Origin of the sequence: Arthrobacter sp. ISL-85, assembly GCF_018613675.1 — a bacterium.
Taxonomy (GTDB): Bacteria; Actinomycetota; Actinomycetes; order Actinomycetales; family Micrococcaceae; genus Arthrobacter.
Window position 1 is genome coordinate 1 of sequence record NZ_JAGGPQ010000009.1, and the last position, 20,468, is coordinate 20,468.

A 20,468-nucleotide genomic window follows, 5' to 3' on the forward strand; every position below is an offset into this window, starting at 1 on the left:
GGGATCAGATCCCGCCGCGCCGCCCACAATCCAAACAGCCACGGACTACACCAAAGCCGGCGCTGCGGGACCGCCCGGCGATAATGGACCGATCCCGGACGCGGCCAAAGCCCCGCGCCCCCCACCTCATATCGTCTAGGCCCACCGGCTAATCAGGGGCGGCGTCAATCGCATGGCCCCGCCAGCCCCTTTGTCTTGGGTTGGGCAAAACGAGCTTGGTGCTCGCCCAGCGGCGGCTTACGGCCTGTCCTGATTGGAAGATGGTGAGCCTCCCTCGGCGAAACGATCCCATCACTTTGAGTTCACCCTGTCTGCCGGCGGCACATGTGGTACCTGGGCAGGGTCGCAAGAGTTTTCATCAGCTGGTCAGCTGCGAAGGGCGGGGCGCACTCTTTTCGTAATAGGTGCTGCTCTGGCGCCCAGGGCGGAGCCCAGGATGACGTCGGAGGGCCAGTGCGCGGCGTACCGCCTTGTCACAGTTCCGCAGATCTTCGACGGGACACCTTTGGTGCCGGGCCACGTCTACCGTTCACGGCCGGAACGCAAGCAGCGGAGGACCGCTGCCCGATCCCGGCACCCTAACTCACGACCATCTGCCAGCATGTCCGTCGGCTGCCTACTCCAGGACCCGCCCCGCGCCGAGTTCCGTGTGGGCCATCTCGCAGACGTCGAACCGGCCGCGTGACTTGCTGATGATGATCTTTGTGTAGGCATCGAGCCCGTACCGGCCCATCGCGCTGTAGAGCGCCTCGCAAACCAGGGCGCGGATCCAGGCGTGCTCGGGCCCTGGGGTGATGGATGGTTCCCGGCCCAGGTCGATGAGCCGTGCCACTTTCGGGCAGGCCGTTGATATGTGGATGCTCAGCTCGCCCTCGTCGTCCTTCCAGACGTCCACGGCCGCGGACGGGGTGTGGACCTCGATGTGGGCGAGCGGAATCGACGCCCTACAACTACCGCCCGCGCTGGAGAGGGGCTATGGTCTCGTCATGAAGCCGCTCATCCTCCTCGATATCAATGGCGTACTCAACCCGAAGGTCCAGCCAGAGGACAGCTCCGATGCTCCCAATCCCCATCTTTCCGACCTGAAGGCCGCCCTGGTGCTTCGGCTCGCCACCAAAGGCAGGATTGCCTGGGTTTCGACATCGGCTGATGATTTCGTCGACAGCCTCGAACAGCAACTTGAGCTCGAGCCGAAACCGCTTCGGGTGCCCATAACGCCCGAGCCGGACGATGAGGACCAGCAGACGCCGAAGCTGGGGTCCGTCGTCAGGTGGTTGGCCAAGATGGAAGCCGAAGGGGACACGGACTGGGACGGCATTGTGTGGATAGACGATGCCTTAGGGCAGGACGTGCACGACTGGGCCCACCAGTACCACCACCCCGTCCTGCTGGAGAAGCCGGAGCCGGAAGACGGCCTGACCGAAGCCCACGTTGTGGCGGTGCAGGTTTTCATCAACGGCGAGGACCGAAACCCCGCCCCCTGACGTCGATGCCGCCGCCGGGGCGTTGTCTTGGACGGCCAGACCGGTACACTGGCAATTCGAAAGATGCAGGGCTAGTAGGAAATGAAAGCCACGAGCTCTCCTACCCGCTCTTCCGGGTAGTTCCGGGCGACGTCGGCCTGGGTGAGGATACCGACCAGGTCATGGCCGTCGATGACCGGCAACCTGCGAACCTGGTGATCCTTCATCGTCCTGATCGCTTCGTCGATCGAATCATCTGCGCCGATCGTCACCGGCTTACCTTGCCCGAAATCACCGGCCACGGCTGCCCGGGGGTCTCCTCCTTCGGCGAAGCATTTGATGACGATGTCACGGTCAGTAATCATGCCTTTGAGCCGGTTGTCCTCCCCGCAGATGGGCAATGCACCGACGTCAAGCTCCTTCATTTTCCGGGCAGCCGCTTCGAGGGTGTCATGTTCACCAATGCACTCAACGCCGCCGGTCATGATGTCACGGACTGTAGGCATGGCGCTCTCCTGATGTTGGTAGTTCCGGTATTTAAGTCGCATCCGGGCGTGCCGGTGTCCTGTCACGCCAGGCGCATTGCGGTCACAAATTAAAGGTAGGGACGCGCATTATCAGTGTCCAGAGCGAAATCAATACTTGCTGACCCGGGAAAGCGGACGCGCTGCAATTGGCAGCCCGCCGGCCGCCGTCCTGCTTTGAGGTGAGGAAGTGTCTCTGGACCCGCCGCCGTGAAGCGGCCAGGTTTGTCATCTTTTGGCGCGGCTGTTTCCAATAAGGGGCATGAACTACTACAGCCCGGCGGCGCAGGAGCGGGCCAAGACGCCGCATACGACGCGCTGGAAAGGGTGCTTGCCGGCATGTTCGAACCACTGAGTCGACAGGCCCTGACAGCCCGGTGGAACCAGGCCGTTGAGACCATGGCCAAACACCTTGAAGCACAGGACGACGGTACAGAGTAAGCAGCAGGATGCCAGAGAGCAGCCTTTAGGCGGCTGCGCACCTGGCTCTGTCAGTCATTTTTGCCCTTACCCTTGCCCTCGTTGCCTTTGCTGTGGTCAGCGGGTACCGGGGCCGCGGGGGCAGGGACAGGAACGATGGGCGCCGGAGCCGGTACTACGGGGGCGGCTTCTTGCGGTGTGGCTGCAGCTTCTGTTTCTGCTTCGGCTTCTGCTGCCGCAGCTTCAGCCGCTTTCGCCGCAGCCGTCTGTGCCTCGGTGAGGTCACTCCTGACATCGGCGATGATGGTGGAGATGCTCCGTTTGCGCTGCTCTGAAACCTCGCCCTCGCGGGCACTCGTTGCCAAGTCTGCTTCCAGTACGTCAAGAGATTTCAGTGCAGCAGCGGGATCATTGGCGGCGGCTGCCTGGCTCACGCTCAGGACGCGACTCTGAAGCTGGCTGGCGGCGTTCCGCTGTAAGCCCGTCTCTGCCGGCGCGCAGCCGGTAAGAAGCAGCGCCAGCATGATGACCGCTATGAAAGAGGCTGAGACTCTCGCGCCAGGACCGGCGCCCTTGGACGGGATCAGGGTCATGCTTCCACGTCCTTTTGTTGAGTTGTTGGGCGGTCAGGCAGTGGTTCCTTCACCACGTCTTGGGGGACTGCGTCACCACTTTAATTCTATGGTCGGGCCGCCCTACGTTCCCTAGAAGCAGCGGTTGTGCTCGGTCCACGTTGCCGGGGGATCCGCTCCCGCCGGTCGGCCCCAGCACGGGTGCTTCCGGCCACAAACGCTCCCGCATGACCAAAGGCTCCGACACGCGATACCTTTTCGTGCTGCCGCTTGCCCAGTACCATCCGTGTCCACCCTGAGCATGACTGTGGTGTGGCCGGCGCGGCCGTGGCCCGCGCCGGCCCGGACCGGCTCGGGCTCTGGGTCGAGGGAGCCTTCTATGTGCACGACCTCCTGGCTGGCCGAAGGGGCCGATTGTGGTGACCATGACTCCGGCGATGTTTCATCCGGTCAGGACCAGCCAGGGAAAGACGGCACGCAACCCGGCTGCGTCCGGAATGCAGGGCGTATGACGGCGGCATCCTCCGTCCGTCGTACGTTTCGCGTTGTTTTGGCTACGGCCGTGCGTTGTACAGGTCTGCTGCTGAGCGAATGAAGTCGCAGTCCTCGGGTGCCAGAATGCTTTCGCCGTGACGGTCCTGTTGAAGCTGGGTTCCGGTGGCCTTCTCGATGGCGGCCACGACGGCTCGGGGAAGGGTTTTGCATCCCGGATTACTTACGAACCATTGCCGTGTTTCCGGCTCGAGCTGGTCCCACAACTTTTCAATGCCCATCACGGATACCCCCTTGTCATTCCTGGCTGGAGAAAAATAATGCAAGGGCGGAGGGGACGGGGGACCACGCTGTCCCCTCCGCGTCCAAGGCCGCACCACAAGCCCCCCAGCCAGTGCACATTGTCGTCACGTGGTGCGGCGTCTTCTCCCTTGACGGGCGGAGAAGATGCTTCAAACTGGACCAAAACGCCTTTCCGTCAAGTCGTCATCTAGAGTGTGATGCACGTCATGCGGGAGGTCAAGGCGTCCTGCGAAAAGCTGCTCGTGCCGGGGACCGGCGCAGCCTCATGTGCACACAGGGACGAGGCCGTCTCGTCTCAGAACGTGAACACACTTTTGATTCGAGAAGGCGGATGGAGATGCGAGTTTTTGTAGCAGGTGGCACTGGGCTTCTTGGGCGGCGCGTGGTGCAGATACTGGTTGCCAGAGGGCACCAGGTGTATGCGACCACTACAGGGCCAGCCAAGCTGGAATTGTTGGCGAAGCTCGGGGCAGGGCCGGTAGTGATGAACGGGCTGGATGCAGAGTCGGTCCGAAAAGCAGTGGCCGCAGCCCGCCCCGACACGATCGTCCACCAACTGACCGCCCTGGCAGGCAAGCCAGATATGAAGCACATGGACCGGTGGTTCGCCACGACCAACCGACTGCGTACTGAGGGAACGGACCACCTCCTGGCCGCCGCCGAACTGACAGGTGTTTCCCACTTCGTTGCTCAGAGTTATGGGAGCTGGAACGGAACGCGTCAGGGTGGATGGGTGAAGAGCGAGGATGACTCACTGGATGCCATGGCGGGGACGGCGGCACAGCCAGTGATGGCGGCCGTCCGCCATGTCGAGAAAGCAGTCCACGAAACGGGCGGTGCTGCCCTGCGGTATGGCTGGCTCTACGGGCCGGGTGCTATCGATGCCTTGGTCGATCCGGTGCGCAAGCGACGATTCCCGGTCATCGGGGGAGGGGCCGGTTACACATCGTGGGTGCACCTCGACGATGCAGCAAGTGCCACCGTACTGGCTGTGGAGAAGAAGACAACGGGCGTTTTCAACATCGTTGACGACGAGCCGGCGCCCGCCAGCGAGTGGCTCCCACATCTTGCGGCCTGTGCCGGCGCCAAACCGCCGAGGAATGTACCAGCATGGGTGGCCCGGCCACTGGCCGGCGATGTGCCGGTAATTATGATGACGGAGGGACGCGGCTTCTCCAACGTCAAAGCCAAACAGGAGCTCGGCTGGGAGCTGCGCCACCCCACGTGGCGTCAGGGGTTCGAGGAAGTACTGGCGTGAAGCCAAGGGACACCCCGGAAGAGCTTCCGTCGCTGCTGTTCGCGGCCGCCTACCGGACCCTTGATGTGCTTGAATCAAGATTCTGGTCCAACGGAACGACCGGGAGGTCACGCGGCGGGTTGACACATATGGCTGTCCTGGTGAATCCGCGCTTCTCCCCGTCCCCGCTCCAGGAGCACATGGATGTGGTGATCCCGTGATCGGCGCAAGCTGGGGGGTCACGCAGACCGAGATCGAGCGGGACTATCCTTGCGATCACTATGCGCCCGTCAACACGATCGAACTCTGGCGGGGTATCACCGTGAATGCCCCACCTGCTGTGGTGTGGCGCCGGCTGCGCCAGCTGCAGCTGGCGCCGTACTCCTACGACTGGCTGGACAACTTGGGGCATCGATCACCCCGCCAACTCCGGACACTTCCAGACCACAAGCCCGGAGAAAGATTCTCCTGTGTGGCCGGGCGGTTTAAAGTCGGGCGCGTGCTGGGGGTGCTCCCCGGCGAGCACCTCACGGTCCGAATTATGGGGGCGACGATGTCCTATGTTTTAACGCCCGAGGACTCTTCGACCCGCCTGCTGCTGAAGATCCTCCTGGATCGGGCTCATCGGTACGCGATTCCCTTGGCCATCGGTGACTTGCCCATGGCCCGCCGTCAGCTGAAGAACCTCAAGCGATTGGCAGAGGCGGACCACATCAACTCCGCACGCTGACAGCCAGCTCCAGGCGGGTGGTGCAGCGTCTGCTGGAGCCGAACCCAACACAGCGGCATGCACTTTGACGTCCCAAGGGTAAGGCGGTCTCCGAAGAAGACACCCGGTTCAACACCCATACACCTCTAAAGTCGAAAGCTGTGGAGACAGCGAACCCATGGGCCCTGAGATCCGGTGTCGAACTACGAACAGCAAAGGGGTGGCAGCACCTATGGAAATGGCGATCATTGGCGGGGGTTTCTCGGCCAAAGCAATTAAGCAGGCGCTCAACGAGTACGGTGTGACCCCGACGCTGCACTCGCGCTCGACAGGGTTCGATGTCCTGCAAGATGACGCCATCTCTCGCTAAGGCATGCCGAAGAGACCGCTCACTTCACGACACGACCTCAGGGGCCATGAAGGTCAACCGGGGCACGGTGACACTGAACCGGCGTTTGCGGGCCGAGTAGGGCCGCGCCATCAGGACGATCCACGCCTGCTCACTCTGTTCTTCGGAAAGGCCCGGACGTATCCTGATCCCGGCGTCCCCGGGTATCCGGGCCCTGCCGTGGCCTCACAAGGAGCAGCCCATGACTATTCCTCCGTTCCCTCAACCGGATCCATTCCCCCCGGATCCTGGCCCGGTCGGGCCTGGTTCTCCGGACCCGACCCCTCCACCGCCAGATCCGTATCCCGAACCCGGGCCGCTGCCCGGTCCTGACCCAGGGCCGGTCCCGCCGCATCCTGATCACACCCGCAGTTCAACAATCCCCGTACCCGGAACTGGTTAAAGAAAATGCCTTTCGGCGGGAGGAGGCTAAATGGAAAGCGGGCCTGAGACCGGACCGGCGCAGATCGTGCCCCGTACGGGGGAGGTGGAGTCGCTGGCGGTGAGGGTGCAGGCCTCCAGTACCCGTCCGGCTGACTGGGGCCGGGCGTTGGCCCAGGCAGTGAGCCTGCTGATCGATCAGGTCACGGCCCTGACAGGTTCTGACCCCACCCGTGCCCCGGAGGGCCTGGATCTGTCCCTGCATGTCACCGCGCTGCCCGCGGGCGAGGAAATCACGGTGACCTGGAATGGCTGAACCGAGTCACGATGGCGCCCACGATCAGCATCACCAGGGAAAAGCTTGGACCGACCGATCCAGCCGGCCGTGTCACAGATCAGCGGCGTCCTCGCCGGGCAGGTCGCGGGGAGCGCTATAGGCCAGGTATCAAGCGTCTTGGGAAATAAGCCCACACCGGGTTACACCGTGAAGGTGTTCGGAGTAGTTTGGATAGTCACCGGGGGCGAGGGTACCCCGGCTGTCCGGCTCCTGTTGTTCCTCCTAGGGGATGTCATGGCTGAGAAAACCATCAGCACGCCACCGACAAGCCAGAACCGGCCGATCCATCTGGCCACGGCCCTGATCAGCGGCGTCCTCGCCGGGCAGGTTTTTGAACAGTTGTGGAAGCAGACCGCACCCCGGGGCCGGGACGAAACCGAAGCTTTCTCGAGGGGCGGCGGGTTCAAAGAGATCGTTATCGGCGCCGCCGTTCAGGGCGCTATGTTCGCCGTGATCAAGACGGTCCTGGACCGGACGGCACCCGCGGCTCTTCGAGGCCTGGACCGGAGCGCGGCGAGGGGATTGACAGCCGGGACGACCCGTTAGGAGGGCTGCCGTGCCGGCTTTTCCGCCACATACCAGAATCCAGTATTGAAAATTCTAGGAGCGAACCATGATCAGCAATGAACATATCGATGCCCTTCTCGACGGCAGGGGAGACGTGCTGGGTACCGGCGGGGAGAAGATCGGCGCGGTGGGGCAGGTTTACTCGGACGATGACACGGGCCAGCCGAAATGGGTCACCGTGAAGACGGGCCTGTTCGGCACGCGGGAGTCCTTCGTGCCGCTTGAAGGTGCCCGGATGCAGGGCGAGGATCTCGTCGTGGCTTACAGCAAGGACCAGGTAAAGGACGCCCCTGGTGTTGACCCGGACGGGCATCTGGACCCGGCCGAGGAAGACCGGCTCTACCAGCACTACCGGCTCGGCGGCGGCCAGCGCACCTATACCGACGCAACGACCGACACCCGTGACGAGACCACCGGCACCGGCAGGGACACGGCCGGAGGCACTACCGATGATGCGATGACCCGGTCGGAGGAGCGCCTGAATGTGGGAACCGAGAAACAACAGGCGGGCGCGGCGCGGCTGCGTAAATACATCACGACCGAAAATGTCACCCAGACCGTTCCGGTCCAACGTGAGGAAGCGAGGATCGAACGGGAGCCGATCACCGACGCCAACCGCGACGAGGCCCTGTCCGGGCCGGACCTCACCGAAAGCGAACACGAGGTGACCCTGCACGAGGAACGCCCTGTCGTGGAGAAAGAAACTGTCCCCGTCGAACGAGTCCGCCTGAACAAGGAAACCGTCACCGGTGAAGAAACTCTCGACGAGGAAGTCCGCAAGGAACAGATCGACACCGAAGGCACCGACGACACCCGCCGCTAACCGATACCCCAGACAGGGAAAGGGGCCCGGCCGGCACCACTGGGCTCCTCCTTCAGCGCTGACCATTACCGGGAGCGACTACCGGTTCCGGCGTCGCGGGTCCGGTATTGACAGGTCCATTCCAGAGGACCTGGGCGGCCGATGGAACCGTGAACCAGCTACCGTAAAGGGTGGAAAGCCCCTGACAACCAATCCCTAAAACATCCGCTGCCAGCAGCTCGCTGCAGCCGGCCCTCCCCGTACCCGTACGCGGGAACCGGCTGTCTGGAGTAGCGCATCTGCGGCTCGAAGCCGGTCTTCCTTCAAACGGCAAGGCCCTTGAAAACTTCTAGTGCTAGTGCTAGAAAATCTATGTCAGCGGATATAAATCCGGTCGATTGATTATTCGAGAAGGTATGTCATGTTGATGATGCGTGATCCTCTCCGCCAGTTGGACCGGCTGACGCAGCAGGTTTTGGGCACGGCAGCGCATCCTGCCGCGATGGCGTTGGACGCCTGGCGCGAAGAGAATGAATTCGTGGTCGCCGTTGACCTGCCCGGCGTGAAGGCGGAGTCCATCGACCTCGATGTCGACAAGAACATCCTGACCATCCGGGCCGAACGTAACGATACCCTCGCAGAAGGCGCCGAACTGATCGCTGCTGAGCGCCCGCGCGGCGTGTTCAGCCGGCAACTGATCCTGGGCGAGGCGCTGGATACAGAGCAGGTGAAGGCCGGCTACGACAGCGGAGTCCTCACCGTCCGCATTCCCGTCGCCGAAAAGGCCAAGCCCCGGAAAATCCAAATCACCTCCGCCGCTGGCGGACAGCAGCAAATCAACGCATAAACGGCACAGAAAGGAGGCGAAGCCGAGGCTGCCCGAGGCCGGTCAATCCATAAGAACGTCATAGCGTCCTTTAGGCCGGGCTGAATCAGGGCAAAGCAAAGAACAACCTTTCCAAGAGGCGGTCCCCGGCTGCCCGCGACCCCGGGGACCGCTCCCAACCCGTCCGGGGCGAGCGGAGGCAGGAATACATGACGATTCAGTACATGGACGACGGTTTCGCGCCCGATGTTGCCCGGGGCTTCGAGGCAGCCACGGCACGTCTGGGGCCAAGCCGGCTAAGAGCGGATCCGAGCGGGGAGATCGGGAACCCTCCCGATCCATGCTGGAGCACATCTTGGCCCTCGAACCCGAACGGGTCCCGGCCGTTACCGCAGAACTTTTCGCTGAGGCGGTAGCGGTCGCGAACGCCCGTCCGGCAAGCCCAGGGCAGAGGCCCCCGTCACCGCATTCCGCGCCCGGGATTTCTGCGAAATTTTGAAGGACCTGGTCGACAGCGTGCTGGAGCAGTAAAGGAACCCCGGCACCGGTGCAGGCGCTTGGTCCAGTCCGGGACATGGGCCCAGCACACACGGGCTAGGGCCCTCGACGCCCAATAATGAACTGGATACGACGGGGGAGGGATGAACATGGATGCAGAACTTGATCAACTAAGGTCCCTGGCACGGGTGATCGGGCCGCTGAGGCCACCCTCGACACCGCGTACGCGGCGCTGCGGGCATCGGCCTCGGCCCTTCTCACCGGCGGCTCCCGGTCGGTGGCGGAGGTCAGCGACGCTTCCGGACTGTCACAGGGCGAACTCCTGGACCTGCTCATCGTGGCCCCAAACAACGACAGTATGAAGAGTATGTTTCCGGGGGAGTCACACGGATCTACGGCGAACTCGTAAGCCGGGGCACACAGGCGCCCGCAGTCAACGACATGCCCACACCGAAACCGACAATTAGCACGACAAGGAGTGCTGCTGCCCGTCAGCAGGCTGCCAGGGCAGGGCGATATAGAAAAGGAGGTGGCTGAGATGGCCAACATCATGCGCTGGGGCGGCGCTGACATCACTGAACCTTTCCGCCGATTCCTTGAAGGGGACATGGCTTCCTGGCTCCGGGTCGAGGAATATCGTGACGCCGCGGCAATGGTCGTCAAGGCCGAGGTCCCCGGTGTCGACCCCGACAAGGACGTCGATATCGAGTCGGCCGGAAACGACCTGCGGATCCAGGTCCGGCACGAAGAGAGATCTGAACACAAGGACAAGGAGGGATTCCGCACCGAGTTCCGGTACGGAACGTTCTCCCGCACCGTCACCATGCCCGGGCCCGTACGCGAGAGCGACATCCGTGCGACCTACGACGACGGAATCCTCGAAGTCCGCATCCCGATGCCCGAACAAACACCCGGTACTGCTTCGCGGAAGATCCCCGTCAGCCGGGGCACAGGCACAGTAGGACAGGGCACCGGCTCAACCGGCAGCACAGGTGGAACAGCAGCGCCCGCGGCCTAACGCGCACCCGGCAACGACCCACTGTGCTCGACATAAACCCGGTGTTGCCCCGCCCGTTGCACCAAACCAGGGTACGAAGGCAACGCGCCCGGACTGTGAAAGCCGGTCCGGTCCGGGCGCGGCTGCCGCTCCCAGCAACCCGGCTCAGGCGGGTAGGCAGTTGCGAAGGGCAACTGGCGCTGCGACTACCGCAGCTGAAGATCGGATCCGCATTACCCTCTGCCTTGCGCCAGGGGACAAGTACGCCCGCGCGGGGGCGCCAACTGCGTTTGGCCATCCGATGGTCCTAACTACAAACCTGCGGGCAGCCGGGCTGCAACCAGTGGTGGCGTTTATTCGGAACCATCCGCGATACCGGCGTCAGGCGACAACGGCAGCCCCATGAATGCGTACAGCTCCCGCCAAGCGTTATCCAGACGCATCTCGGCCAAGACGATCTCTTCCTTGCCAGCCTCATCACCGCGCTGCCGCAATTCATAGAGGTCGTTGTACAGCTCATCCACCTGGTTCAAGCGTCGCTTGAATTCCATGTCAGCCATCGCAAAAGACTAATCGAGCCGGGGCGGATGCGACAGGCTAAGGCAAAAGCTCCTTCACATTCCCGCGAGCACTCGCGGCAAGAGGGAGCCGGAATGCGGACCTTTGTGACGCGGGAGTGCATCAGCCAGGCAAGAATGTGAGACACCGAAGGGCCTACCCCTGCAAGAAAATACTAAGTATGCTTATTGTTTTGGGAGCGGATGTAGGAGGAAGTTGTGATTGGTTTCATTGTCGCCGGTTTGATCATTGGTGCTCTTGCACGCCTGATTAAGCCGGGAAAGCAACACCTGAGTTTGTTTGCCACGTTATTGCTTGGCTTGGCTGGTTCTGTGATTGGGGGAGTCGTCGCGAGTCTTTTGGGGACCGGCGGCATCTTTGAGTTGAACTTTCTCGGGTTCATCGCCGCGGTGATCGCGGCGGTTCTTTTGATTGGGGTAGCGGAAGGGCTTTCTTCCAGGCGGGGTATTCACCGATAGCGCCGTGCGTGGGGGCACCCCTGAGCAGCGTCCAGGTTGTTACGAACGGAGTGCTGCCCGGGCGAAGGCCTGGCAAGGCGTCTTGATGGTGGGTACTTCTGGCCCAGGGCGGCCGTCGAAGATGCCGAGGTTCAGGAGGACTTCGTAGGTGTCGACGAGGAGTGTTTGGACGGTATTCGGTTCGAGTTCGGCTCCGGCGTGGCTGCGCCAGCCGAGTGCGCCGAGGCCGAAGGAGACGGCTTCAAGGTGATCGGCCCATTCGGTTCGTTTCCCTGCAGCGACTTCGAGCAGGAGTAACAGCGCCGCGTCACGCTCGGAATCATGACGGTGCCGGTGGGCGATGGATTTTGCCAGGTAAAGCCAAAGCCCTACGGGATCGTTGAGCAGCCGTTTGGCGGCGGATGTGAGGACGAGTTTGCCTTTGATTTTGCGGATCAGACCGAGCCGCTGGGCGCTTTCGCGCAGCTGAAGGACGGGAAGGGTCTGGTCCTCGCGGTTGGCACTTCCGATCCAGTCCTTGGCCCAGCCTAGCTCTGTCATTGTTTCGCGGACCACGGTCGGCGGCAGCCACCCGGCAGCGGTGAGGGATAGACCGTCAAGCCCGATGCGGCGGGTGAGCCAGAGGTAGGGGGCGGTCATCGCCTCGGCAACCTCTGCTTCGACCGTTGCGGGGCCGTCGAGGCCGGCGGCGTGCAGGTAGGACCGGAATTCGCGTCGAAGGCCGGTAGGCATCCGGTTCGTGAGTTCCTGGGTCAGTGACTCACTTCCGGGGCCGTGTTCGTTGGCAGAGGGGGCGGCGAACATCAGGGCGAGCTCGTTGTTCACAGCATCGATATCCAGTTGTTCCGGGTCGAATTCCTGCCATGGCCCGGCTGTCCAGGCGACCCAGGCCTGAAGGTTCGCGCGCTCTTCGTGGTCGGGGTCTGCGAGGGCGTCGAGCAGGTCCTGGTAGCCATAGATTCCGCCGGAATCTTCGAGTGGCGCCCGCCGTGCGCCGTCAAGGATCCGCGCTCTTGGGGCGTTGGCGGGGGCGGGGACGCTCCCGGTGAGTTCGAGGCGATGGATCCAGTTGTCCCCGAAGTCGTATTCATAGAACATGGGACCGGACTCGGGACACAGGATTTGGTCCAGGGTCCAATCCGTCTCCGGGAGGTCATCATCACTGTCCTCAAGCAGATCCTGGGAGACCCAGCGACGTGGTTCCCGCACGATCCCGTTAACAGCACGCAAACGAACAAAGGGATCGGTGTCTGTGAAGGAGTGCAGATGCACGTCCCGCCAGCCAACAGCGATTTGCAGGACATCGTGCACGCTGTCCAGGGTCAGGGAAGGGTCGATGTCGAGGAGCCGCCAGATGGCCGGCTCGCTTCCCACGATCGAGACTTTCGCCCGCAGCAACATTCCGCCGAAATCTGGATTTGAATCTCGTACCGTCACAGCACCATCCTGCCAGCCCCCATGTTGGGGTGAAGCGACAGGCCGGGTGTGGCGGTATCCGCCGGGCTGTGGACGCCAATAAAGCGTAGGTCACGTTGAGCTGCTGCTGAGGACGACTGCACGCTCTTGACCCATTGACGCTCCGGGTGAACTTTTCCCCTGAATGCCGGCATCGCACGATAGACTTCAGAACGTGATCTGAAGTAAAGTTGAGTCATGAGTGCAGTAGTCACGTCCCGAACGACCTTCCAGTCCTCCGAGTTAAGCCGCGCCTCCGCCGAGGCCTTTGCTGCTGCAGCCGATCACCCGATTCAGATCACTCGCCGTGATGGGGAGTCTCTAGTGCTGATGTCCGAGAGCGCTGACCGGGCACGGGCTTCGCTACTGGAACTAGCTGCGCAGCTAATCGCCGTTACCACCAGCGCCGAGGGAACACTTGCAACCCGAATGAGCGATCGGTTTCCGTGGATGCTTGCCTTGAGCGAGGCAGACCGCGCAGCATGTTCCTCAGAAATCGTGGCGGCCGCGCGAGCCTCTTTTGCCACGAACCAGCCCCATCTAGCCGTCGCGGAACTAAATGCCTGGCGTGAGACAGCAACTGCCATCGCCGCTGGGCTCGGCAAGGAAACAATCGAATGGCTTGATGACACCGAAACTGTCGAGCGCCCCTAAGGAATGGCGAAGAACGAAAAGGTCGAGAGGCCGACGAAGAAAAGCGAATATGAGCTTCGGTTCGCTTCTGTGCAGGCTAAGCGCGGGTGGACGGACCTGAAAGCCACAACCAGGAACGCATTGGTAGATTCGTGGGACTTCCTGACGCGGACACCGCAAATGACGACACCGACCAATTACCAACTGCGTGGTGAGCTGGGCCGTTTGTCACGAGACGGTGTTACCCACGACAGGTGGCAGCACAAGCCGACTCTGAAAGGTGACGCACGCATCTGGTTTTACGTCGTGGGCCAAATTGTTTACTTGGAGCATGTCCATACGAGCCACCCAAACGAAACGAAGTCATAGCAGCCTTACGAACAATGACCACTTTCCCGGAAGCGACGATATCCGTTGCGGGTCGCCGGTCGGGTCGTTGTTACGCCGCAAGCCATGAGGCGTTCCCGTGGAATCCCCAGGCTTAGTCCGTTTCACAGAGCATTCTCGGCGGGCCTGCACGACGGGCGGGCGGTCCCCCTTGGCCGCGCAGAAAAGGGGAGTTCTTTAAGGGACCCTGCTCGCGTGCCTTTTCCTACGACCAAGATGCTGCAAAGCCGGCGCTGCCGAAGCACCTTTTCCGCCGAGCGATCCGGCCGTGAAGCGCGCCGAACGGTGGGGTGGCGGTTGGTCGTAAGCGTTAGGCGGCGTGTGCAACCGTTGCGGCGTGCGCCGCAGGAATTGGCGAGACTCCGGCCAAATAGCGGTTGGCCGAAGTTCCATCAATAACTTTGCAGGGCAAACCTTGAGGTTGGCTGGCAACGCGGGGGACGAGCGGTCCTACTCCAATGTGGCTTGGCGAAGGTACTGGTAAACCGTTTCCCTGCTGATCCCGTAGTCGCGGGCAAGGACGACCTTCGGGATCCCGTTGCCGGCGCGCTGGACCAATTCGGCCGCACGCTCCGGCGTCAGGGTTTTCTTCCGCCCTTTATAGGCGCCGCGCTGCTTGGCCAGCGCGATGCCCTCGCGCTGGCGTTCTCTGATCAGGGACCGCTCAAATTCGGCGAAGGCGCCCATGACCGAGAGCATAAGGTTGGCCATGGGGGAGTCCTCGCCGGTGAAGACGAGCTGCTCCTTGAGGAACTCCACCCGCACCCCGCGCCGGGTGAGGCTTTGGACCAGGGCGCGGAGATCATCGAGATTGCGGGCGAGCCGGTCCATGCTGTGTACAACAACCGTGTCACCATCGCGGACAAACCGCAGCAGCTCTGTCAGCTGCGGCCGCGCGGTGTCCCTGCCGGAGGCCTTGTCAGTGAAGACCCTGTCCAGGACGTGGCCCTCGAGCTGGCGCCGCTCATTCTGGTCGAGCGTACTGACCCGCACGTAGCCGATGCGCTGACCGTTCACGGCCGCCTCCCACCCTTGACTTGTGAAATCGAGTGTCGTGGGGTGGCGGGGGAACGTCAAGATCCGGAGCGTGGGGGGCGAGGTGACGCGGCTCAGTCGATGCCGTCGGTCATGTCGTCGAAGACCAGGTAGTCGCCGTGGGCCGGCTGGAACCCGAAGCTTTCCCAGTACCGGCGCAGGGCGGCCTTCCCGGCAAGGTATTCCGGGCTGCCTTCCATGGGGCCGTTGTCGGTCAGTCGGGGAGTGGCTTCGATGATGACTTTCGTCGATGACCTGCCAATCGTGCTGAGGACCGCTTTCAATATCGAGTGGCCAAGCTCGTTCCCGCGGAATTTCGGTGCGACTTTCAGCCATGACAGGATCAGCAGATCCCCGCCCAGGCTCATGTCATGGATCAGGTCGGGTCGTTTTACGGTGAGCATCTCGCCGACGTTGGCGACCTCTTGGTTCACCGCGTCCAGGGTCAGGAAGAGGTCGATGATGCCTGCGTCCGGAACGATGTACAGCTCGGCCTCGCCGACGGTCACTTCCTTGCCGTCGCCGTCATCCTCGTCGTCCCAGACCCGGCCCTTGACCTTCACGGTCCAGAACATCGGATAATCGTCCGGGTCGTGATGAACACCGGGAACCCCCCGGAAGGTGCAGCGGTAGTCATAAGTCAGATACTCCGGGACAAGGTCCGACACGGAACTCCTTCAAGGGATCAAGCCTCCAGACTTTGCTTGGCTCCGCAGTCACGCCGCACGAAACGCGTCGGCAGTTCCTACAGTAGTGGCTCAGGCAGGAGAGCCCGTCCCGCAAGCCCTCATGGGTTCGGCCAGAACCAGAAGCAGCACCTATCGCCTTCCGTATTTGCGGTGGATCGCCTGTTTGCTTACTCCCAGCCACAGTGCGATTGCTTCCCAGGAGCGGCCGGCCTGACGGGCTCTCCTGAAGCCCGTCAAACAACATCACATGGACAGGCTGTCGCCTCCTGCGACTTAGATCCCGCATTAGCTTTTTGCTATCTGACGGGAAGGGCCGGGAGGTGCTGCACTGAAGCTGTCTCCGCCGCTTCAGTGCACTTAAGTCAAGTGCTGTTGAGCATGTGGTGCAAAGCTGAAAGTAAAGGTTAGTTGAAGATTGAAGTACATTACTTTACATAACATAGGTTATCGGCTCTTTAATTTGCCCGGGGGAGAGGCCCCGGAAGGGGCTGCGCGTGGCATCGGCCCGCAGTCTGTTCTCCCTGAAATTGCGGGTCTTAGAACAGGTCCGACAGCGGCCGGGATGTCCAGGAAGACAGGATCAAAAGGCTCATCCGAACCGGTGATCTCGGCCACCCACAAGTAGTGTTCGGCATGGTCCGGATGCGACGGGTCGGTCAGGGCATCCACGATCTCCTCGTACCCTGGCCATCCTCCGGAGTCTTCCAGCGGGCCCCGGCGGGCACCGTCCAGCACCACGGCCTGCGGAGCGCCTTCGTTTACCGGGTGCTGCGAAACCAGTTCGAGCCGGTGCAGCCAGCTGTCGCCGAAGTCGTATTCATAAAATGCTGCGCCGGCGCCCAGTGCCAGCAGTTGGTCAAGGGAGCAACCTTCCTCAGGCCTGTCCGAGGGCTCTTCGCAGTGCCGCCTGGGAAGCCACTGCGGGACTTCCGGGATTTAGCCAGCCACCGGCCGCAGCGGGGCGAAAGGATCATCAGTTGTGAACCTGTGCAGGTGCGCGTCCGCCCAGCCGAAGGCCTCCTGCAGGACAAGGCGCAGCTGGTTCAGTGCCATTGATCCACGGATTTCGAGCCTGCGCCAGATTTCGGGTTCGCTGTCAAGCAGCTCCACGCGAACCTCCAGCATCGACTCTGATCCGCCGCCCATCCCGCCCTTAGCGTTCTTCATGCAGGTCATTCTTCCAGGCCCCGGTCTTGCCCAAAGGTCGTGCCCTCTCCCCCCGCCGGAAATCGCCAGCTTAACGAAAGATATGACGGCGGCTCGTGATTTGGCCTGGGGGAGCACCGCAGGGCCGGCGGCGAGTGGGTCCGTTCGGGATCGTGGACAACCCACGATCCGCCGCCGGTCAACTCCTCCCCGGGCCTCCCTGCGTCCAGCCGCCCGACCAATCAGTGGACGGATCTATTGGCCATCGCCATTCAGGAGAACTGGCCGCCCGTGCGCAGAGGTTATTGGCCATGGACACTCGAGCGCGACGAATCAGCATAAGGAGGTTGACGTGCGGTTTTTCTCGGAGTAGACCACACTTCAGAGGCCATTGCCTTGGGAGACTTTCTCTCCTGGTACCTACAGGCGATGACCATCATGGTTGTCCTTGCCTTTACAGGAAATCCCGCGCGTGGAAGGGGTTACGCACTCCGCTTCACCCTCCCCTGACCACCTTCCGCGCCACTGATCGCGTTACCGGGGAGGTGATCATTAGGTCCCCCTGATCGCAGGTGGACCACATCCGTTTCCACCCGTTGAGCTTTAGCGGGATCTGAATACCAGAAGAAAAATAGAGGCCAGAGGAGGCCCTGATCATGTCTATCATTGTCGGCGTCAAGATTTTCGCAGATACAACCGCCTTCACGGCGGCACTGAACGAACGCGCGGAAGAGTTCGAAACGATCAGCGCGCGAGCTCAGGGGGCAGGCGCCATTCACCATAGGTTCGGTATCGGTGACGGGTTCGTCTTCGTCAACGACGAATGGGAATCCAAGGCCGCCTTCGACAAGTTTTTTAGCGACCCCGAACTGCAGGCGTTCATCGGTTCAGTCGGTGGTGAGGCCGACAAAACCCCCGAAATCATCGTCGGGGATTCAGTGGACTCCCCCGACCAGTTCTAACCTCCCTCAAGACTCGCCGACTCCTTCCAGTGAGGCCGGCCGGCACCATTGCCTTGGCTTGAGCCAGGTCGTGGACAGGGAGAACCACCCTGCTGGGTCGTGCACCCGTTTGATGAAGACCTGACCTTCCGGCCCAGATCCAGGAGCTCAAATGCAGGAGTAGTCGTAGTCGAAGCCGCCTGAGACGTACTGAGTGAGCGAGACTTTCCCGCCTCCGGTCAGCGGGGCCGAGGAGCACATCCGCTTCGCCGAGGTCAAGGAACTGGCCCCCGCGAGCCAGCTCCTGGAGGTGTAGAGCGGGCTTGAGGAGGGAACGGTGCCTGCTATTTGTGACCACTGGCTGCTCGTGGAGTAGATTCCGGCCGTCGCACCGATGCTGGCGAAATAGGCCGTCATGCCTTCGAGGTCGGCTCGGTTCGCGGCCTTGTCGGCGGACCAGCTGTTGCCGGTCTCGGCGTCGAGCCACCAGAAATAGGAGGCAGGATTGCTTACGCCACGGCTGTTGGCGTCGTCGTACGCCTTGGCGTAGCCGTACATGTACGAGCAGGCCGCCCCAAACGATCCGCTGTTGCATTGGCCGTAGGGGTTGGCCACCGTTGTTCCCGCATAGGTATTGCTGGTCGGCCACCAAGCCCCCGCGGACCCCGGATTAGCGGTGTTCACATAGAGCGCGACCTTCGGCTGCCCCGTCCCGCCGGTGGATGCACCAGCCCAGGACAGTTCGGTGGCAAGGCAGGGGTTGGTCGTGTTCGCAAGGCCGTTGTTGACGCCTACCACCCGAAAGGCTTGGCCTTTTGGCAGCGCTTTTCCACACTGCGGCCAAGAGACGTCGTTGCCGGGACCCGCGCCTGTACCAGCTTCCGCTGGGACTGCATGAAGCACCAAAATCACGGCAAAAGCCGCTGCAAGCGGTAAGCGATACCGGAAGTTTCTTGATGTTCCGCGAACGGTTTTCACGTTGCGCTCCTTGGTCCAAGCAACTTTAGGGACCTGCATGGCCGTCGCCCGTGGCCCCGGTCAAGAGAGACGCGGTACGCCAACGTCGTCCATGGCCGCACCGGCTGAAAGCCGCTTCTCCACGCGATTTCCCCGGCCGTTGGCCCCGCACAACTCTCCGTCCCTCAGCCTGTACTGCTCTTACGCCACCGATGCCGGCCAGGACAGAGTATGGGCCTGTACCCGGGGTGCACCAAGCCGCGGCCTGGCTGGCGGAGCATGCGGGACCGCTGAGCTCAATGGCCGCGTCCTGAGCCGCTCGCCCATGACCCTGGTCCTGGAATCGGAGTTGATGCGCGCGGCAGTCATGGGCAAAGTCGGCCGGTGGCAGACCTTGGAGAATCTGGCCCCGCAGCTCTTCTCGAGCAATCCCCGTTCACCGGGCTGGCCCTGTCCGCCGCTGTTCCGCTTGAGCTGCCATTAGCGCCGGTGCTGGGTCCGGTATCTCCGGTGAGGTAGTGCCGGGCGTTTCGTCAGGCAGCGGACTGCGGATTTTGCGGACCCCGTCGGCGAGGTCGCCCTGATGTCGTTTTCGCTTACGGGTGTCGGCAGGCTGACGATGCGGGAGAAAGTTCCGTACCGGAACCCGGAGCGGTATCGCTCTTTATCTTTGTGTTCAGATTTTGCTCATGCCGGGCGTGGAGGATCCACACGGTGGAAATGCTGGGCAGCTCGCCGGTGCGGAGTGCCCTGCGGCAGTTTGGGAGGTACGGCCGGTCGAAAAGCGCAGCTGACAGAATCCATCTGTACCTGCCAGTGCTGCGCCTTTTTGGGTGGACCCGTCAGGACGGGGTCCGTTGAGCACCCCTCACTGTCTGCACCACCGCGGCGCCATTTCCCGCTTCGATCGCGTTAACAAGATTGGCGGCCAGGATGTGCAGCTTGGTGTTGGTGTGTTGGCTTTGCCCGGTCAGGATGCCGAAGGCTGTTTCACCGCTGACCGAGAGCAGGGCCATGATGATGCCTTTGGCCTGTTCGATGACGGCCATGTGGCCGAGTGCCCCGTGGATCGCGTCTTCGGCCGTCTGGCGCGTCTCCTCGTGCATGCTGCGGGTCAGGTCGACCATGAAGCCTGTCGCTGTTTCGACCCGGCCGTGTTCGCCGGGTGCGGCGTTGAAGGATGAGAACACCTGCCGTTGCCGTCCCCGGGTGTCGATCACCCGGTGCAGCAAGGCAAGCTGGCCGTCTTTTTCCGCCAGCTTTTTCAGGAGCCGCTGAAGCGGTTCCCGGTCCTCGGGGTGTTGATGGGCCAGCATGAGCTTCACAGTGGGCACGATCTGGTGGCGGCGGAAGCCGTGGATTTCGTACACTCCTTCGGTCCAGTCCATACGGCCCGATCCGAAGTGTAAATCAAACGTGCCAGACGGGCATGCACCGTGAGCGACCAATGGGAAAAGGTACGTGTCGAACTCTGACGTCATCAGTACTCCCCTGCCTTCCGGTACCCCTCCGACGGGCCAAGCATCTACCTGTCGGATGCGCTTGGCATCCATTATGTGCGAACCCTTGTGCGGTGACGAGGTGCGAGCCGGAACAGGCGTTCAGATACCCTGGGAGCTCTCTTCGGCCATCCGGAGCAGGAAGAACGCCGTCGTAACAAAAACCGGGTCCA

At 62.3% G+C, this 20,468-nt stretch carries 24 protein-coding genes and 2 pseudogenes; 14 read left to right on the top strand and 12 right to left on the bottom strand.

Annotation, left to right across the window (positions count from 1 at the left end; all coding sequences use genetic code 11):
• Positions 1–616: 616 nt before the first annotated feature.
• On the bottom strand, positions 617–895 hold the full coding sequence (locus tag J7I84_RS07005; RefSeq protein ID WP_214942563.1) for a hypothetical protein: 279 nt from the start codon (positions 893–895) through the stop codon (positions 617–619).
• 91 nt (positions 896–986) lie between these two features.
• Between J7I84_RS07005 and J7I84_RS07010 the strand changes: the two genes are divergently transcribed.
• Complete coding sequence (locus J7I84_RS07010; RefSeq protein ID WP_214942566.1) at positions 987–1,484, top strand: HAD domain-containing protein; 498 nt, start codon at positions 987–989, stop codon at positions 1,482–1,484.
• Positions 1,485–1,555: 71 nt separating this feature from the next.
• Here J7I84_RS07010 and J7I84_RS07015 read toward each other — a convergent pair whose 3' ends face one another.
• From J7I84_RS07015 to J7I84_RS07025, 3 genes are all read right to left on the bottom strand, one after another.
• Positions 1,556–1,969, bottom strand: a complete 414-nt coding sequence (locus tag J7I84_RS07015) for a CBS domain-containing protein (protein ID WP_214942569.1) — start codon at positions 1,967–1,969, stop codon at positions 1,556–1,558.
• 509 nt (positions 1,970–2,478) lie between these two features.
• Positions 2,479–3,000, bottom strand: a complete 522-nt coding sequence (locus J7I84_RS07020; protein ID WP_214942572.1) for a hypothetical protein — start codon at positions 2,998–3,000, stop codon at positions 2,479–2,481.
• A 533-nt stretch (positions 3,001–3,533) separates the two neighbouring features.
• Complete coding sequence (locus tag J7I84_RS07025; RefSeq protein ID WP_214942575.1) at positions 3,534–3,752, bottom strand: hypothetical protein; 219 nt, start codon at positions 3,750–3,752, stop codon at positions 3,534–3,536.
• Positions 3,753–4,111: 359 nt separating this feature from the next.
• On the opposite strand from J7I84_RS07025, the gene J7I84_RS07030 reads away from it, so the two are divergent.
• The 9 genes from J7I84_RS07030 (at position 4,112) to J7I84_RS07070 (ending at position 10,537) form a co-directional block, all read left to right on the top strand.
• A complete protein-coding gene (locus J7I84_RS07030; RefSeq protein WP_214942577.1) occupies positions 4,112–5,032 on the top strand; it encodes an NAD(P)-dependent oxidoreductase in 921 nt (306 codons plus the stop codon).
• A complete protein-coding gene (locus tag J7I84_RS07035; protein WP_214942579.1) occupies positions 5,029–5,232 on the top strand; it encodes a hypothetical protein in 204 nt (67 codons plus the stop codon). Before J7I84_RS07030 ends, J7I84_RS07035 begins: the two co-directional genes overlap by 4 nt.
• Positions 5,229–5,741 (top strand): SRPBCC family protein, encoded by a 513-nt coding sequence (locus J7I84_RS07040; RefSeq protein WP_214942581.1) that lies wholly within the window; start codon positions 5,229–5,231, stop codon positions 5,739–5,741. The genes J7I84_RS07035 and J7I84_RS07040 overlap by 4 nt, the downstream gene beginning before the upstream one ends.
• A gap of 211 nt (positions 5,742–5,952) precedes the next feature.
• Positions 5,953–6,090 (top strand): hypothetical protein, encoded by a 138-nt coding sequence (locus tag J7I84_RS07045; RefSeq protein WP_214942584.1) that lies wholly within the window; start codon positions 5,953–5,955, stop codon positions 6,088–6,090.
• Positions 6,091–6,541: 451 nt separating this feature from the next.
• A complete protein-coding gene (locus J7I84_RS07050) occupies positions 6,542–6,805 on the top strand; it encodes a hypothetical protein (RefSeq protein ID WP_214942588.1) in 264 nt (87 codons plus the stop codon).
• 255 nt (positions 6,806–7,060) lie between these two features.
• Positions 7,061–7,372, top strand: coding sequence for a DUF4235 domain-containing protein (locus J7I84_RS07055; protein WP_214942591.1), 312 nt, complete (start codon positions 7,061–7,063; stop codon positions 7,370–7,372).
• A gap of 67 nt (positions 7,373–7,439) precedes the next feature.
• Entirely contained in the window at positions 7,440–8,216 is a 777-nt protein-coding gene (locus J7I84_RS07060; protein ID WP_214942594.1) for a DUF2382 domain-containing protein, read from the top strand.
• Between the two features lie 400 nt (positions 8,217–8,616).
• Entirely contained in the window at positions 8,617–9,042 is a 426-nt protein-coding gene (locus J7I84_RS07065) for an Hsp20/alpha crystallin family protein (RefSeq protein WP_214942597.1), read from the top strand.
• Between the two features lie 1,015 nt (positions 9,043–10,057).
• Complete coding sequence (locus tag J7I84_RS07070; RefSeq protein WP_214942600.1) at positions 10,058–10,537, top strand: Hsp20/alpha crystallin family protein; 480 nt, start codon at positions 10,058–10,060, stop codon at positions 10,535–10,537.
• 332 nt (positions 10,538–10,869) lie between these two features.
• Here the strand turns inward: J7I84_RS07070 and J7I84_RS07075 are convergent, their stop codons facing one another.
• Entirely contained in the window at positions 10,870–11,076 is a 207-nt protein-coding gene (locus tag J7I84_RS07075) for a hypothetical protein (RefSeq protein WP_214942603.1), read from the bottom strand.
• A 216-nt stretch (positions 11,077–11,292) separates the two neighbouring features.
• On the opposite strand from J7I84_RS07075, the gene J7I84_RS07080 reads away from it, so the two are divergent.
• Positions 11,293–11,553 (top strand): GlsB/YeaQ/YmgE family stress response membrane protein, encoded by a 261-nt coding sequence (locus J7I84_RS07080; RefSeq protein WP_214942605.1) that lies wholly within the window; start codon positions 11,293–11,295, stop codon positions 11,551–11,553.
• A 39-nt stretch (positions 11,554–11,592) separates the two neighbouring features.
• On the opposite strand, the gene J7I84_RS07085 is transcribed toward J7I84_RS07080, so the two are convergent.
• Positions 11,593–12,954 (bottom strand): plasmid pRiA4b ORF-3 family protein, encoded by a 1,362-nt coding sequence (locus J7I84_RS07085; protein ID WP_214942933.1) that lies wholly within the window; start codon positions 12,952–12,954, stop codon positions 11,593–11,595.
• Between the two features lie 252 nt (positions 12,955–13,206).
• Here J7I84_RS07085 and J7I84_RS07090 point away from each other — a divergent pair, with 252 nt between their 5' ends.
• Positions 13,207–13,662 carry a prevent-host-death protein gene (locus J7I84_RS07090; RefSeq protein ID WP_214942607.1) on the top strand — a complete coding sequence of 152 codons (456 nt, stop codon included), beginning with the start codon at positions 13,207–13,209 and terminating at the stop codon, positions 13,660–13,662.
• Between the two features lie 3 nt (positions 13,663–13,665).
• Entirely contained in the window at positions 13,666–14,010 is a 345-nt protein-coding gene (locus J7I84_RS22020) for a hypothetical protein (RefSeq protein ID WP_396020043.1), read from the top strand.
• A 468-nt stretch (positions 14,011–14,478) separates the two neighbouring features.
• On the opposite strand, the gene J7I84_RS07095 is transcribed toward J7I84_RS22020, so the two are convergent.
• The 4 genes and pseudogenes from J7I84_RS07095 to J7I84_RS07105 form a co-directional block, all read right to left on the bottom strand.
• A complete protein-coding gene (locus tag J7I84_RS07095) occupies positions 14,479–15,045 on the bottom strand; it encodes a recombinase family protein (RefSeq protein WP_214942610.1) in 567 nt (188 codons plus the stop codon).
• 92 nt (positions 15,046–15,137) lie between these two features.
• Positions 15,138–15,731 (bottom strand): hypothetical protein, encoded by a 594-nt coding sequence (locus J7I84_RS07100; protein WP_214942613.1) that lies wholly within the window; start codon positions 15,729–15,731, stop codon positions 15,138–15,140.
• 150 nt (positions 15,732–15,881) lie between these two features.
• Positions 15,882–15,977: pseudogene (locus J7I84_RS21475) on the bottom strand (AsnC family protein); the annotation flags it as partial.
• A 219-nt stretch (positions 15,978–16,196) separates the two neighbouring features.
• A pseudogene (locus J7I84_RS07105) lies at positions 16,197–16,928 on the bottom strand (plasmid pRiA4b ORF-3 family protein).
• A gap of 626 nt (positions 16,929–17,554) precedes the next feature.
• On the opposite strand from J7I84_RS07105, the gene J7I84_RS07110 reads away from it, so the two are divergent.
• A complete protein-coding gene (locus tag J7I84_RS07110) occupies positions 17,555–17,860 on the top strand; it encodes a hypothetical protein (protein ID WP_214942615.1) in 306 nt (101 codons plus the stop codon).
• Between the two features lie 147 nt (positions 17,861–18,007).
• On the opposite strand, the gene J7I84_RS07115 is transcribed toward J7I84_RS07110, so the two are convergent.
• Positions 18,008–18,637: a hypothetical protein gene (locus J7I84_RS07115; protein WP_311381093.1), complete on the bottom strand. Its 630-nt coding sequence runs from the start codon at positions 18,635–18,637 to the stop codon at positions 18,008–18,010.
• Positions 18,638–19,638: 1,001 nt separating this feature from the next.
• Positions 19,639–20,184 (bottom strand): PAS and ANTAR domain-containing protein, encoded by a 546-nt coding sequence (locus J7I84_RS07120; RefSeq protein ID WP_251046251.1) that lies wholly within the window; start codon positions 20,182–20,184, stop codon positions 19,639–19,641.
• Positions 20,185–20,468 lie beyond the last annotated feature (284 nt).